This is a genomic window from Arthrobacter sp. BC5, from assembly GCF_056680255.1.
This window is the reverse complement of the sequence record NZ_CM155273.1, coordinates 3,308,981-3,323,045: the sequence shown is the minus strand read 5'-3', so window position 1 is coordinate 3,323,045 and position 14,065 is coordinate 3,308,981. Positions and strand designations below refer to the sequence as shown.

The 14,065-nt window shown below is 69.4% G+C and carries 13 protein-coding genes and 1 riboswitch; of the genes, 7 read left to right on the top strand and 6 right to left on the bottom strand.

Annotation, left to right across the window (positions count from 1 at the left end; translation table 11 throughout):
* Positions 1-2: 2 nt before the first annotated feature.
* The 5 genes from ypfJ to AC1MFI_RS15610 form a co-directional block, all read right to left on the bottom strand.
* Positions 3-908, bottom strand: coding sequence for a KPN_02809 family neutral zinc metallopeptidase (gene ypfJ / locus AC1MFI_RS15630; RefSeq protein ID WP_479818000.1), 906 nt, complete (start codon positions 906-908; stop codon positions 3-5).
* 58 nt (positions 909-966) lie between these two features.
* Positions 967-1,626: a response regulator gene (locus AC1MFI_RS15625; RefSeq protein ID WP_479817999.1), complete on the bottom strand. Its 660-nt coding sequence runs from the start codon at positions 1,624-1,626 to the stop codon at positions 967-969.
* The gene (locus AC1MFI_RS15620; protein ID WP_479817998.1) at positions 1,623-2,816 is read right to left on the bottom strand and encodes a sensor histidine kinase; all 1,194 of its coding nucleotides are present in this window, start codon (positions 2,814-2,816) and stop codon (positions 1,623-1,625) included. Before AC1MFI_RS15620 ends, AC1MFI_RS15625 begins: the two co-directional genes overlap by 4 nt.
* A gap of 103 nt (positions 2,817-2,919) precedes the next feature.
* A complete protein-coding gene (locus tag AC1MFI_RS15615; protein WP_479817997.1) occupies positions 2,920-4,158 on the bottom strand; it encodes a serine hydrolase domain-containing protein in 1,239 nt (412 codons plus the stop codon).
* Positions 4,159-4,280: 122 nt separating this feature from the next.
* Positions 4,281-6,029, bottom strand: coding sequence for an alkaline phosphatase D family protein (locus tag AC1MFI_RS15610; protein WP_479817996.1), 1,749 nt, complete (start codon positions 6,027-6,029; stop codon positions 4,281-4,283).
* A gap of 224 nt (positions 6,030-6,253) precedes the next feature.
* Between AC1MFI_RS15610 and AC1MFI_RS15605 the strand changes: the two genes are divergently transcribed.
* Entirely contained in the window at positions 6,254-7,111 is an 858-nt protein-coding gene (locus AC1MFI_RS15605; RefSeq protein ID WP_479817995.1) for a Rieske (2Fe-2S) protein, read from the top strand.
* A gap of 63 nt (positions 7,112-7,174) precedes the next feature.
* Here the strand turns inward: AC1MFI_RS15605 and AC1MFI_RS15600 are convergent, their stop codons facing one another.
* Entirely contained in the window at positions 7,175-8,707 is a 1,533-nt protein-coding gene (locus AC1MFI_RS15600) for an MDR family MFS transporter (protein WP_479817994.1), read from the bottom strand.
* A gap of 297 nt (positions 8,708-9,004) precedes the next feature.
* Here AC1MFI_RS15600 and AC1MFI_RS15595 point away from each other — a divergent pair, with 297 nt between their 5' ends.
* The 6 genes from AC1MFI_RS15595 (at position 9,005) to AC1MFI_RS15570 (ending at position 13,940) form a co-directional block, all read left to right on the top strand.
* The gene (locus AC1MFI_RS15595; protein ID WP_479817993.1) at positions 9,005-9,781 is read left to right on the top strand and encodes a thioesterase family protein; all 777 of its coding nucleotides are present in this window, start codon (positions 9,005-9,007) and stop codon (positions 9,779-9,781) included.
* A gap of 129 nt (positions 9,782-9,910) precedes the next feature.
* Positions 9,911-10,195: a DUF427 domain-containing protein gene (locus AC1MFI_RS15590; protein WP_479817992.1), complete on the top strand. Its 285-nt coding sequence runs from the start codon at positions 9,911-9,913 to the stop codon at positions 10,193-10,195.
* 40 nt (positions 10,196-10,235) lie between these two features.
* Positions 10,236-11,267, top strand: a complete 1,032-nt coding sequence (locus AC1MFI_RS15585) for an aldo/keto reductase (RefSeq protein ID WP_479817991.1) — start codon at positions 10,236-10,238, stop codon at positions 11,265-11,267.
* An 88-nt stretch (positions 11,268-11,355) separates the two neighbouring features.
* Positions 11,356-11,454: riboswitch (TPP riboswitch) on the top strand.
* 40 nt (positions 11,455-11,494) lie between these two features.
* Complete coding sequence (thiM, locus tag AC1MFI_RS15580; RefSeq protein ID WP_479817990.1) at positions 11,495-12,367, top strand: hydroxyethylthiazole kinase; 873 nt, start codon at positions 11,495-11,497, stop codon at positions 12,365-12,367.
* A complete protein-coding gene (gene thiE, locus AC1MFI_RS15575) occupies positions 12,367-13,026 on the top strand; it encodes a thiamine phosphate synthase (RefSeq protein WP_479817989.1) in 660 nt (219 codons plus the stop codon). The genes thiM and thiE overlap by 1 nt, the downstream gene beginning before the upstream one ends.
* A gap of 200 nt (positions 13,027-13,226) precedes the next feature.
* Positions 13,227-13,940, top strand: coding sequence for an alpha/beta hydrolase (locus AC1MFI_RS15570; protein ID WP_479817988.1), 714 nt, complete (start codon positions 13,227-13,229; stop codon positions 13,938-13,940).
* Positions 13,941-14,065: the final 125 nt, after the last annotated feature.

The following is a 14,065-nucleotide window of genomic DNA, read 5'->3' as shown; positions in this document are numbered from 1 at the left end:
GGTCAGGGGTTGTCGAGGTCGCGTGCGGCCAGCGTGTCGCAGGACCGGATGTCGCCGGTCTCGAACCCCTGGGAGAACCAGGCCTGGCGCTGTTCGCTCGAACCGTGGGTCCAGCCTTCGGGATTGACCTGTCCTGTCGCCGACTCCTGGATGCGGTCATCGCCCACGGAGGCAGCCGCGGAGAGGGCGTCCTGGAGGTCCGCGGCGGAGAAGGCCCGGAGGAAGGGTTCGCCGGATTCCGGATCGGGGACCGAGGTGGCGTGGGCCGCCCACATGCCGGCGAAGCAGTCCGCCTGCAGTTCCACGCGGACACCGCCGGATTCCGCCCCCTGCGGATCCTGCTGGGCGGCACCGAGGGTGCCGATGAGGTTCTGGATGTGGTGCCCGAATTCGTGGGCGACGACGTACTCCTGCGCGAGCGGTCCGCTGGAGGAGCCGAAACGCGTCACCAGGTCGTCGAAGAAGGCGGTGTCGTAGTACGTCTGCTGGTCCGTGGGGCAGTAGAACGGGCCGACGGCGCTGGTCGCCGCTCCACAGCCGGTATCGGTGCTTCCGGTGAAGAGCACGACGCCGGGCTGGCTGTAGGCGACGCCGAACTGGTCCAGGTACGGCGTCCAGAAGCTGTCGAGGCTCTCGGCCGTACCGAGGATCCGGCAGTCGAGCCGTTCGTTGGCCTCCACGCCCGTCAGGCACTCGTTGATGGCGCTCTCGCCACCCGGCTCCTGCTCCTGGGTGGTCGCCGTACCCTCGTCGAGGCCGAGTTGGTCGACGACGCCTGGGCCGAAGATCAGGGAGAGGATCAGGATCAGTCCGCCGCCCAGTCCGCCGCCCACGGCGACGCCGCGTCCACGCCCACGCCGGTCACTGACACGGGACGGGTCGAAGCGTGCATTGTCATTGAAGCTCATGACACAACAATAAGCGTACTTAGCGTTCCCCTGGGCACGGCCCGTCGTGGCCGCGGCCTCAGTCCGGTACGCTCCCGATGCGGTGGCGTAATCCCCACAGTGCGGCGTGGAGCCGGTCCCGGCTTCCCGTTTTCGAGAAGATGCTCTGCACGTGGTACTTCACCGTTGTCACTTCGATGAAGAGCTCGCGGGCGATCTCAGCGTTGGACAGCCCTCGGGCGATGAGGTCGAGCACTTCGAGTTCACGCTGTGTCAGCAGCTCGAGGGCTGCTCGTGTCGGTACTGGGGATGCGCGACGGCGGCCGAATTCAGCAAGTACTTTCCGGGTTATTCGTTGATCCAGGGTTCCGTCGCCCGCGGCGACCGAGTGGATGGCCGCGGCAATGGCTTTTTCTTCAGCCCCTTTCAGGAGGAATCCGGCGGCACCGGCTTCAAGAGCCGCGAAGATGTCTTCGTCGATGTCGAAGGTCGTGAGGACGAGCACCCGCACCGCCCCTCCATGCTCGGCGACGATCTGCCGGGTCGCGGCGATGCCGTCCATCCCGGGCATGCGCACGTCCATGCACACGACGTCCGGGCGGAGCGAGGACGCCAGTCGCACAGCCTCCTGTCCGTCCGCTGCCTGCCCGACGACGAGCAGATCCGGTTCCGCGTCGAGTACGACGGTGAGCCCTGCCCGCACGATGGGCTGGTCGTCGACGATGAGTACGGTTGTCACGGATGCTCGTCCTTGTCTGCGGGAGCTGCGGGAGCTGCGGGAGCCGTGGGCAGCGTGAGAGTTGTCTGCCATCCGGAACGAGTCGGGCCGGCATCGAGGGTGCCGCCGACCAGCATGAGTCGCTCGCGCAGGCCGGCCAGGCCGTAGCCGCTTGTCGGCACCGGCAAGGGGCTGGCGGTGGTGGAACCGTTTTCGATGGCTACGCGCAGCTCGGCGCCGCTCCACGTCGCGATGACGGTGACTGGGGCGTTCGGAGCGTGTTTGCGGGCATTGGCAAGAGCCTCCTGAACGCCCCGGATGACCACGACTCCGGCGACCGGCCCGATCGTGCCGGGCTCTCCCACCGTATCGAGATCTACTGGTGTCCCGCGATGCGCGGCTTCCTGGACGACGCGTGGGAGATCGTCGATGCCGGGGGCGGGCAGGACACGGTCTCCATCCTCCGAACGCAGGAGCCCCACCGTCAACCGGAGGTGGTCGAGTGCTGCGCGCGCGTCAGCCTGCAGGGCGGCAAGATATTTCCGCTGCTCGGGACGGTCGCGGTCGGCGAGGGCACCGGCGGCCTGCGCACTCACTATGATGCCGGTGAGATGATGGGCGGCGATGTCGTGCAGCTCACGGGCCATCTGAGTGCGTTGCTGCTGCACCACGTGGCGGGCCGTGGCCGCCTGCTCACGTTCCGCAAGTTCTGCCCGTTGCCGCAGTGCCTCGATGAGCTGCACCCGGCTCACCGCGACCTCGGCGAGCAACGCTGGAATCCCGAACAGCAGCACCATCCGAGCGACGCCGAACGGAACGACCCAGGCGCCCTCGATCCCGGCATGTGGACCGGCTATCACCGCTGCGGCGACACTTGTAGCGGCGAGCGGTCCGATCCACATGACGGCCCGCCCTCGATCCAGTCCGCGCCGCGCTCCGTAGACGGCGAGGACGGTGCCGAGACTGCCGGTGCTGTTGCCTGGAGAGGCCACGAGCAGCGCGCAATCGATGAGCGCCACCACGGCCAGAACCGGGCCCGGGAACCGACGCCCCCCTAGAAGGGCGATCGCCTGGGCGACGAGGGCCGATACGGTGAGCGACACCGTATCGGAAGGGGAGGCCTCGGGCAGGGCAAGCAACACGGGCACGAGGACGAGGATGAGGAGCGACGAGAGAAGCGGTCTGGCATCTCGGGTGACGAACTGCTGCACGGCCGGTGTCCTTCGAGCCAGTAGGGTCACGGACGCGGGACCGGGGTCGGTGTCCAGATGCACGGGCGCCGCAGACTGATCGGCGTCGGCCTTCGCGCTTCGCCTAGCATAGGGCGTCGTTCATCGCCTGGAAAACGCTGCGGTAGCTGGCGAGCAGGGCCTTTTCGTCGGCGGGGTCGATCACCGTGGAGGGCAATGCTGTCACGGCTACGGTGACAGCGTCGCCGCGCTCGTTCACGGCGTTGCGGGTCTCATAGCCGAGGATGTCACCGCCGTGTCCCCAGGCGACACCGCCGCAGGTCAGGGGGTAGGACTGGACGCCGAGCCCGTAGCCCGAACCGGGCCACACCTCGTCCTCCGCCGGAACGGTGGTGAGCATCTCCTGCAGTGCCGCAGCGCTCGTGAGCTTGCCCGCGAACAACGCCTGCATGAAGGTATTGAGCTCGGACGGCGTCGAGACCATACCTCCCGCCGCCCAGGTCGCTCCAGGGTCGAGCGCAGTCGTGTCGACGAGGTCACCGGTCGCGGCGTCAGGGTGATACCCCAGGGGGTGATCGCCCTCAATCCTGCGATCTCCGCCGTGCGGCAGCAGGGTGGCTGTCAATCCCAGTGGCTCCACGATGCGCTCGTCGATCTGCTTGTCGAGCGGCTCCCCGGTGATGCGCTCGATGAGCAGACCGAGTACCTGGTAGTTGGTGTTGCTGTATTCCCAGCGTGCGCCCGGCGCGAACGCCGCAGGTCGGGTGAACGCCATGTCGAGGGTGTCCCGGGGCGACCAGTACCGGGTCAGACCATCCTCGTGGCCGAGCAGAGTAGCGACGTACTCGGGCAGTCCGCTCGTGTGCTGCAACAGATGCCGGACGGAGATCCGTCCGGCATCGATCCCCTCACCTGTCACCAGACCCGGTAGGTAGGTCTCAATCGATTCGTCGAGTGCGATATCGCCCTCATCGACAAGCTGCATCACCACCGTCGCAGTGAACATCTTCGTATTGCTGGCGATGCGTACCCGTCCGTCTGGCGCTGCCGGCCGCCGGTCTTCGAGGCTGCCGAGACCGGAGGCCAGGCTCGCGCGGTCCCCGTCAGCCTCCGTGAGCGTACCCAGTGCGGCAGGAAAACCATCCTGCACGAGCCCGTCGAGGCTTGTCTGCAGCCGGTGGCCGTCAACCTCCGCCGAGGCTTTCCCGTCACGGGGACTGGTGTCGCTGATCCCCACGCATCCTGTCAGGGAAACCAGTACGAGCCCCGCGGCTGCGGCGGCAGTGCATCGTTGCATCGATCGCTGCATTCTTGCCATCGTCCACTCCTTTGTCCTTACCCTGTCGCCGAAGGTCGCCGACACGTCCAAGTCCAGCCGAATGACGACGTTTCCGCCCCGGGCCCGAGAACAGGATCTCCCTCCTCCTCGAGGACAGGCTCCAACTGCTGATCGTGAACGACTCCCGGCGCTGGAGGCGCGGCCTACTACCGCCGTCCCCTCCGTGCCCGAGTGCCCCTGGACGTCGAAATCGCTGCCTCCGGCACGGCTTCCCCTCCCGGCGCGTTCCCGGACCCACGCCGCGGCACCGTCATGGCGGCAACCTCTGTGAGCCGGGGGTGAAGATGGTCATCGCCGTCCACCGTTCCCGATTGCCACGAGAGCGTGAGCCCGTCCGGGGTGTCCTCGAGCGACGCGAGGTTGTTGTCGAACCACGGTCCCCTGATGTTCCGCCAGCGGAACGGTGGGTCGGGTACCTTCACCGAGCGCGCCATGAGGGCCCCGAGAGGTGCCGCCACCCCGTAGGAGAGGATCGCGGTCGAGGAGCGCAGGAGCCGCGGCAGCGGATTGCGGATCGGGGAGCAGACCAGCTGGAGGATACGGCTGCCCGACGTCCTGTCCACCTCCGCGACGTACGAGAAGTGGACGTCGCCCGAGAGGAAGGCCACCGTCTCCGGTGCCGGGCCCCGCTTGCCGTCCGCCACCTCCGTCGCCATGAGGGCCACGGCGCGGAAGCTGTTCTGGAAGGCGGCCCAGTGCTCGAGATCCATGCCCTGCCGCAGCTTCTCACCCAGCCGTGCGCCCCACCCGCCCCACGCACCCTGGGCGAGGGCCTCGTCCCACGACTCGATGTGATGCAGCCCCAGCGGCAGGAGGAACGGCAGCGAGGTTCCCACCAGCAGGTGCCGGAATCCGCCCACCATCCTGTCATCCAGCCACGCCGTCTCCTCCTCGCTGAGCAGGGCCCGAGCATCGGGTGCCAGGACGCGGGACACGCGGGAGTCGACCACGATCAGGCGCGTGTCGTCGAAGTCGCGGCAGTAGCTCCAGCGGTAGCTCGCCGGGTCCTTGTCCGCCCGGTCGGCGAAGGCGTCGAGCTCGTCGCTCAGGTCGAGCTCGGCGTCGTCGTCATGGTTGACGATCCGCTGCCAGATGGGGTCCTCGGCGCGCCGGTCCGGTGACAGGTTGCCGAGGTGCTGGTACACCCAGTACGACGCCAGGCCCGCGACAATGCGGTCCTGCCACCAGGAGGTCGCCTCCATCTCCTGCTTCCAGGAGATGGAGGCGTTCCAGTCGTCGCGGATGTCGTGGTCGTCGAAGATCATGGCGCTGGGAAGGGTGGACAGCAGCCAGCGGTTGGCGCTGTCGGACCAGGCCAGGTTGTACAGGTGGGCGTACTCCTCGTAGTCCTTCAACTCGGCGCCGGGCTCCTCCTCGATGTCCCTCCTCGCGCGGATGAACTGCTGCATCTCCTCACTGGTGGAATCGGCGTACACCTGGTCGCCGAGGAAGAGCATCAGGTCCGGCCGCGGTGGATTGTCGTCCTGCGTCCGGCTGAGCGCGTAGGCACGCATGGCATCGACGCCGTGGGTCCGATTGCCCTCCTCGGTGTGGGGGACGCTCGTGCGGCAGGACCCGAAAGCCAATCGCAGGGGCTTCCCCGGAGTGAGCGTCGCAATGCTCGACGGCGGGAATCCGGGAACCGATCCGGGGTCGGGCCAGACCTGGTGTCCGTCGATCTCCACGGTGTAGGAGGTGACGCTCCCCGGCTCGAGTCCGTCCACCTCGACGAGCGCGTAGTGGTGCCCGTGGACCGCGAACGTGCGTGCTTCCCAGGACCGCCGGGCGGCCCGGACGACGACGCGCGCCGCGGTGCCGACCTCCACCCAGATACTCGCCGAGGTTCCATCGACGTACCGGAGTATGGGGCCAAGGACCAGGGGAGTCGGAGTCATACGTAAGTTCTACCCCTCTGTTGTTCTGCCCGCAGGTGGATGGTTGAGAGCTCGCCTCCGCGGAGGGATTCTCGCACCGAATCTCCTCGGGACCAAGGAAAACCTCGGCGCGTCCGCACGGGTTGTCAGGTCCAGGAGCTGCTGGAACGGTGGGGACGGTGCGGCGCCGCGGTCACCACCCGCTGGACCGGCGCACCGCCGTCCCCGATCTGAAGGAGCAACGCATGAACATCCTGCACACGATGCTGGACGGACTGGAGCATGCCACGTCGCTGGACCGGATCGCGGACCCCCTGGCCGCTGCGGTCGCCAAGGCCGTCAGACCGCGCGCCGTCCGCAACGTGCTCAGCGGTACCGCCATCGGCCACCACCTGCATCCCATGATGATCGTCGTCCCGTCGGGCGCCTGGAGCATGGCCTCGTTCCTCGACCTCGCAGGCGGCAGGAGCTCCCGCAAGGCGGCCGATCTCCTCGTCACGGTCGGGATCCTGTCGGCGGTGCCGACGGCGGTCGCGGGCCTGCACGACTGGTCGGACACCCAGGAGAAGGAACGCCGCGTGGGCATCGTCCATGCCGCGGGCAACTCCCTCGCCCTGGCGCTCTACACGGCCTCCGCGGTGGCCAGGGCGAAGGACAGGCGCGCCCTCGGCGTCCTGCTCGGCCTCGGCGGGCTCGGGTCGATGCTGTTCAGCGCGTACCTCGGTGGCCACCTGAGCTACGCGAGCGCCGTCAACGTGAACCGGACCGCCTGGCACGAGGCGCCCAAGGACTGGACGCGCGTGGCGAGCGATGCCGACGTCGTCGAGGGCGGACGGCACACGGTCGAGGCCAACGGCGTCCCCATCCTGCTGCTGCGCCACGAAGGACGGCTGACCGCGATGGACAGTGTCTGCAACCACCTCGGAGGGCCCCTGGAGAAGGGCACCATCGAGAACGGCTGCATCACCTGCCCCTGGCACCAGAGCATGTTCAGGCTCGACGACGGCAAGAACTACCGCGGCCCCGCCGCCGTGCCCCAGCCCGTCTACGAGACGCGCGTCACGAGCGACGGCTTCATCGAACTGCGCCAGCCCGGGTCCTGACCAGCCCGCACGAAAAAGCCCTGCCGGGCGCACCCGGCAGGGCTTTGTCGTGATGACCTGCTCCTAGTGCACGGGGGATGGGGCGTCCCCGGTCTCCTCGGGTGCACGCACGAAGAACGAGGCGACGACGGCCAGCAGGAAGATGACGGCCCCGTACAGGAAGGCCGAACGGATACCGCCCGCCAACGCCGGCAGCTCGGCGACCCCCTCCGCGGCGAGGGCCGTGCTCTGCAGGGTCATCACCGAGATGAACAGCGCCGTGCCGGCCGCTCCGGCCAGCTGCTGCGCCGTACCGAAGACGGCGCTGCCGTGCGAGTACAGGCGCGGCTTGACGGACCCGAGGGCCGAGGTCAGCAGGGGAGTGAACATCAGGGCCAGGCCCACACTGAGCAGGACGTGCGCCACCAGCACCAGTGCGACGGGCGTGGTCTCGGTGAGCCGCGTCATCGACCAGAACACCGCGCTGACCAGCAAGGCGCCCGGGACGAGGAGCACCCGGGGTCCGCGGCGGTCGTAGATCCTGCCGACGACCGGTCCGAGGAGGCCCATCGCGAGGCCGCCGGGAAGGAGCAGCAAACCGGAGGCGAGCGGATCCATGCCGAGGACGGTCTGTACGTAGATCGGGATCAGGATGATGGTCCCGAAGAGGGCCATCATGCTCACGGCGATCGCGACGATCGAGATGCTGAAGTTGCGCGAGGTGAAGACCCTGAGATCGAGCAGCGCGGCGTCGCGCCGCTGCAGCACCAGCTGGCGGGAGACGAAGGCGGCCAGCCCGAGGACGCCGGCGACGAGCGGGAGCCACGCGGGCACGGCGCTGCCGGTCGAGGCCTCACCGAGTTGGCTGAGACCGTAGATGATGCCGCCGAAGGCGACGGCCGACAGGATCACCGACGGGACGTCGATGGCCGACCTGCGGGGTTCGGTCACGTTCTGCATCTTGGCCGAGCCGACGGCGAGCGCCGCGAGCGAGATCGGCAGGACGAGCCAGAACATCCAGCGCCAGTCGAGCACGCTGAGGATGGCTCCGGAGATGGTGGGGCCGAGCGCTGGTGCCACGGAGATGACGATCGAGATGTTGCCCATGATCTTGCCGCGCGAGGCGGGCGGTACGAGGGTCATCACCGTGGTCATGAGCAGGGGCATCATGATCGCCGTCCCGCTCGCCTGGACCACGCGTCCCACCACCAGGACCCCGAAACCGGGTGCCAGGGCGGCGATCAGCGTGCCGAGGCTGAACAGCCCCATGGCGGCCATGAACACCGGCCGGGTGTTGAACCGCTGCAGCAGGAAACCGGTGATCGGGATGACGACGGCCATGGTCAGCATGAAGGCCGTGCTCAGCCACTGCCCCGCACCGACGGTGATGCCGAGGTCCTCGACGAGGCGGGGGATCGCGACGCCCATGATGGTCTCGTTCAGGATCACCACGAAGGCAGAGATCAGCAGCAGCGTGATGACGAGCCGGCCGCGGGCCGGCAGGGTACCGGGCGCGCGGTCGCTCGTGGTGGTGTCGGCGGGCGCGCCACCGGACGGGGCGAAGCCCTCGGGACTGGGAGTCGCGTCGGAGACGCGGGACGGGGGGCTCTGGGTCATCGTGATCCGCTCGGTTCGATCTGCTACGCGGCTGCGACGGAGGTGATGCGTCCGGCGGCCGTGGCTGAATACTGGGTGGGACCGGGGCGCTGAATCGTTCGCCCGGTCAATCAACTGAACCGAGGACACCCGGACTCTATTCCGGCCGGGCCTCGGTCCACCGGCCGGTCCGCCTCGAGGCGTCGACGAGCAGGTGCTCCATTAGCATAGGGCGGGTGCCGCCCCCGGGGCCATGCCCCCGGGCTCCCGCGTGCTGCCCGCAGTACACCCGGCTTCCCCGATGAAGGAGATCTCCCCGTGCCAGATTCTTTCTACCGCGACCTCGGTGGCGGAAGGTTCGAATCGACCGTCCATGCCCAGGGCGCCTGGAACCCGGAGGAGCAGCACATGGCTCCCATCTCCGGCCTCCTCACGCAATGCCTCCTCGAGTGCGAGCCTCGCGACGGCATGCAGCTGAGCCGTATCAGCTTCGACATCCTCGGGATGATCCCCGGCGGCGAGTTCGAGGTCTCCACCGCCGTCGTCCGGCCCGGGCGGACCATCGAGCTGCTGGAGGCCCGGATGGAGGCGGGCGGGCGGACGGCGATCGTGGCGAGGGCCTGGCGACTGGGCGCACAGGACACGGCCGCCGTGACCGCGGTGGAGGATCCCCGCATGCCTGGCCCGGACGAGGCCGGTCCGCACGAGGCCATGACGGCGTGGCCCGGAGGCTTCATCCGTTCGCTCGAGGTCCGCGTCGTCCCGGGGCACCGCCCCGGCCGCGGGCAGGTGTGGATGCGGAATCCCTACTCGATGCTCGAGGAGACGACGACGTCCGACGTCGTGCGGCTCGTCGGCATGATGGACGCCGCCAACGGCATCGCCGCGCGCGTACCGCCCGGAGGGGACAGTTGGATGTTCCCCAACGTGGACCTCCAGATCCACCTCCACCGACTGCCTAGGGGCGAGTGGCTGGGGCTCGACACCCGGGTCACTTTCGGTGAGCACGGGGTAGGGCTGACCTCGAGCGTCGCGCACGACCTCGACGGGCCCTTCGGCCGCCTCGAGCAGATCCTGACCGTCCGGAAGCTCTGACCCCCCGGAGGCGGCCCGCGCTCGGAATGCTCCGGCTCCCCAGGGAGTTGGGGAAGGTACTGGTGCCCTCGCCGACAGGCAGGAGGCGCCCTCCGCGCCCGCGCGGGGAACCTTCGAGGAAGAGGAATCATGCCGAAAGCAATCTGGAACAACACGATCATCGCGGAATCAGCGGAGACGGTGATGGTCGAGGGGAACCACTACTTCCCGCCGACTTCGATCTCGCAAGAGTATTTCGTTCCGACCCGCACCCAGACCGTCTGCCACTGGAAGGGCACGGCGAGCTACTTCACGCTGGAGGTGGGCGGTGAGCAGAACAAGGATGCGGCCTGGAGCTACCCGGAACCGAAAGAAGCGGCGGAGAACATCCGTGGTTACTACGCTTTCTGGAAGGGCGTCACGGTCAGCGAATGACCACCGCGCACAGGGCGCCGTCCACTGACGAAGGAGAACCATGGAGTACCGGAAACTCGGCAACAGCGGCACCTCGGTATCGCATCTCGCACTCGGCACGATGACCTTCGGCGCGGAAGCGGACGAGGGCGCCTCCCACGCCATCCTGTCGGACTACGCGGCGGCGGGCGGCAACCTGATCGACACGGCCGACGTCTACACGGCCGGCACCTCCGAGGAGATCATCGGGCGGTGGCTCGCCAGGAACCCGGCAGAGCGTGACCGGATGGTCCTGGCGAGCAAGGGCAGGTTCCCCATGGGTGAGGATGTCAACGACCTCGGGTTGTCCCGGCGCCACCTCCGCCGGGCGCTGGACGCCTCGCTGACGCGGCTCGGGGTGGACCACATCGACCTGTACCAGGTGCACTCGTGGGATCCGCTGACTCCGCTCGAGGAGACCCTCGGGTTCCTCGACGAAGCGGTGGTCCAGGGCAAGATCGGCTACTACGGGTTCTCGAACTACACCGGCTGGCAGCTCACGAAGGCGGTCATGATCGCCCGCCAGCGGGGCTACTCCCTGCCGGTGACGCTGCAGCCGCAGTACTCGCTGCTCGTGCGCGAGATCGAGGCCGAGATCGTCCCTGCGGTACTCGACGCGGACATGGGTATGCTGCCGTGGTCGCCGCTCGGCGGCGGCTGGCTGACCGGCAAGTACTCCCGCGACACCGAGCCCACCGGTGCCACGCGGCTCGGGGAGAACCCGCAGCGCGGCATGGAGGCCTGGGAGAAGCGCAACGCCCAGGACCGGACGTGGCGGATCATCGATACCGTGACCGGCATCGCCGCCGAGCGCGGCGTCAACGCCTCGCACGTGGCCCTGGCCTGGGTCGCGTCGAAGCCCGCCGTGACGTCCGTGATCCTCGGAGCGCGCTCGCAGGAGCAGTTGGCGGACAACCTCGCGTCGGCGGACCTCGAGCTGACACCGGAGGAACTCGGCAGCCTCGACGACGTCAGCGCGCCGACGTTCAGTGACTACCCCTACGGGGGCCCCGGCAGGGAGCAGCACAGCCGCCGGATCGAGGGCGGCCGCTGATCCCTGGGCGGGTGCACGTGCCTGCTGCACGGGTGCCCGCCCGTCCGCGCCCCGGCTTGGATGCTCCCCGCCGAGGCGTTATCGTTCGAACAGCGACACGGGGTGTCCCTCCACGGGAGGGGCTGAGATAAGACCCGTCGAACCTGATCCAGCTCATACTGGCGAAGGGATGTCCTGCCGGGCCCTCGGTCCGTCCGTCCTTCCGCTCCACCCAGCGAAAGGCAGCCATGACCGAGACACACGCGGAACCACGCCCCACAGCGCCGGAGCGCGGCGCAGCAGCGCAGGACGGCCCGGTCACCGCCGAAGCATGCGCGGCACTGCTCGCGGACCTCCGGACCGCCTCGCCGCTGGTCCAGTGCGTCACCAATGCCGTCGTCACGAACTTCACCGCCAATGTCCTGCTCGCCCTCGGTGCCGCTCCCGCCATGGTGGACATCCCCGGGGAGGCCGGCCAGTTCGCGCCCGTCGCCTCGGGGGTCCTCGTCAACCTCGGCACGCCGACCGACAGCCAGCGCGCTGCCATGAGGGAGGCCGCGCACGCCGCCGGGTCGGCCGGCACCCCGTGGGTCCTCGACCCCGTGGCCGTGGGCTTCCTCACCGTCCGGACCGACGCCGCGCGGGAGCTGGTCGCCCTCGGGCCCACGATCATCCGCGGCAACGCCTCCGAGATCATCGCCCTCGCCGGTGCAGGAGGCGGAGGACGCGGGGTGGACTCCACCGACGGGACCGCAGCGGCGCTCGGCGCCGCCCGCTCGCTCGCGCAGCGCCACGGATCGGTCGTCGCGATCTCCGGCCCCGTCGACGCCGTCGTCCCCGCTCGCGGCGCGGTGCTCCGGGTGGACAACGGCACTCCTCTGCTGACGCGCGTGACGGGCGGCGGCTGCGCGCTCGGCGCCGTCATGGCCGCCTTCGCCTCCCTCACACCGGATGCGCTGCTCGCCGCGACCGCCGCCACCGGTGTGTACACGCTCGCGGCCGAGAAGGCCGCCGCACTCGCGGCGGGTCCCGGCACCTTCGCACCCGCTTTCCTCGACGCGCTCGCCGCCATCACGCCGGCCGACGTCGTGCAGGGCCTGAACCTCCCGGACGGCGACTGATGCCGCGCCCGCTCCCGGCGTCGTACCTGCCGCTCTACCTCGTGACCGACACGCTGCTGTGCGCTCCCCGCACCGTCGCGGACGTCGTCGCGGCAGCCGTGGCGGGTGGTGTGACGTGCGTGCAGGTGCGGGACAAGCACGCGGGAGGCCGTGACCTCGTCGCGCTCCTGGTCGCGGTGGCCGAGGCAGTCGGCGACCGCGTGCCCGTGCTGGTCGACGACCGGGTCGACGTGTACCTCGCGGCACGCGAGCAAGGCGCCCCGGTCCACGGCGTCCATGTGGGCCAGTCCGACCTTCCGCCCGGCCTGGCGCGGAGCATCGTCGGCCCCGACGCCGTCGTCGGCCTGAGCGCGGCGACGCCGGAACAGTCCGCCGTCGCCCATGCCCTCCCGCCCGGCACCGTGGACTACCTCGGGGTGGGCGCCGTGCGCGCCACCGCGACCAAGCCGGACCACCCGACACCGCTCGGCGTCGACGGCTTCGCCCGTCTCGCAGGCGGCTCCGTGCTTCCCTGTGTGGCGATCGGTGGCATCAGCGCCTCGGACGCCGCTCCACTCCGCCGGGCAGGTGCGGCGGGAATCGCCGTCGTGTCGGCCCTGTGCTCGGCACCTGATCCTGCTGAGGCCGCCCGATCCCTGCTCGGAGCCTGGGACTCGTAGGAGCCGGGCGACGACCCCGTGCCGGGGCTGTCTGCTCGCGAGGCTCTGCCCGCTGCTAGCCGACTTCACGGCGGACGGCAACCGGGATCAGGGCGTGCCGGGAAACCTAGACTCCGTGTGTGGCAACGAGGAGATCCGTGCTTGCCGGTGCGATGATCGCGCCGCTCCTCGTGGCTGCGACGGCCTGCGAGGGAGGACCCATGGATACAGGACAGCGTGAGGACAGGCAGGATCCCGCCGTGCTCACAGCCCGTCCGGGCGCCGCGGACCCCGGCCCGGCGATCAGGACGGGGGTACACGCCCTCGGTGTCGCGGGGACCCGGGATCCGATCGTGTACGTCCCGGAATCCCTGGCCGCCGATGAACCGGCCCCGCTGCTCGTGGCCCTCCACGGAGCAGGCGGGGACGCGCAGGGCGGCCTGTCGGTGCTGCGCGCCGCGGCAGAGCAGCTCGGGATCGTCATCCTCGCGCCGGCGTCGCGCGGCGGCACCTGGGATGCCATCCGTGGGGGTTTCGGGCCGGACACGGAGGTCATCGACAAGGCACTCGAGGAGGTCTTCTCGTTCGTCCCGGTGCATCCGGAGCGGATCGGTGTGGCCGGCTTCTCCGACGGAGCCTCCTACGCGCTGGGGCTCGGACTGGCGAACGGCGACCTCTTCCGCAAGGTGGTCGCGTTCTCGCCCGGTTTCGTTCCGCCCGGGCCGCAGAACGGACAGCCGGCCGTCTTCATCTCGCACGGCACCGAGGACTCCGTCCTCCCGATCGATGCGACGAGCCGCCGGGTGGTCCCGACCCTCAAGCGGCGCGGTTACGAGGTCGTGTACCGGGAGTTCGACGGGCCGCACACCGTGCCGGCGGCCATCGCGCTCGAGGCCGGGTTGTGGCTCGACTGGACTCCTTCGCCGACGCCCTGACGTGCTAGCGGGGTCGATGCCGCGTGGGGCAGGCGTTCCCGGGCCGAGCCAGCAGGTTCCGGGCGGCGACGATTCCGATCGCGATGACGCTGCTGGCGCGGGGCTGCATCGCCGCCTGCATCTTC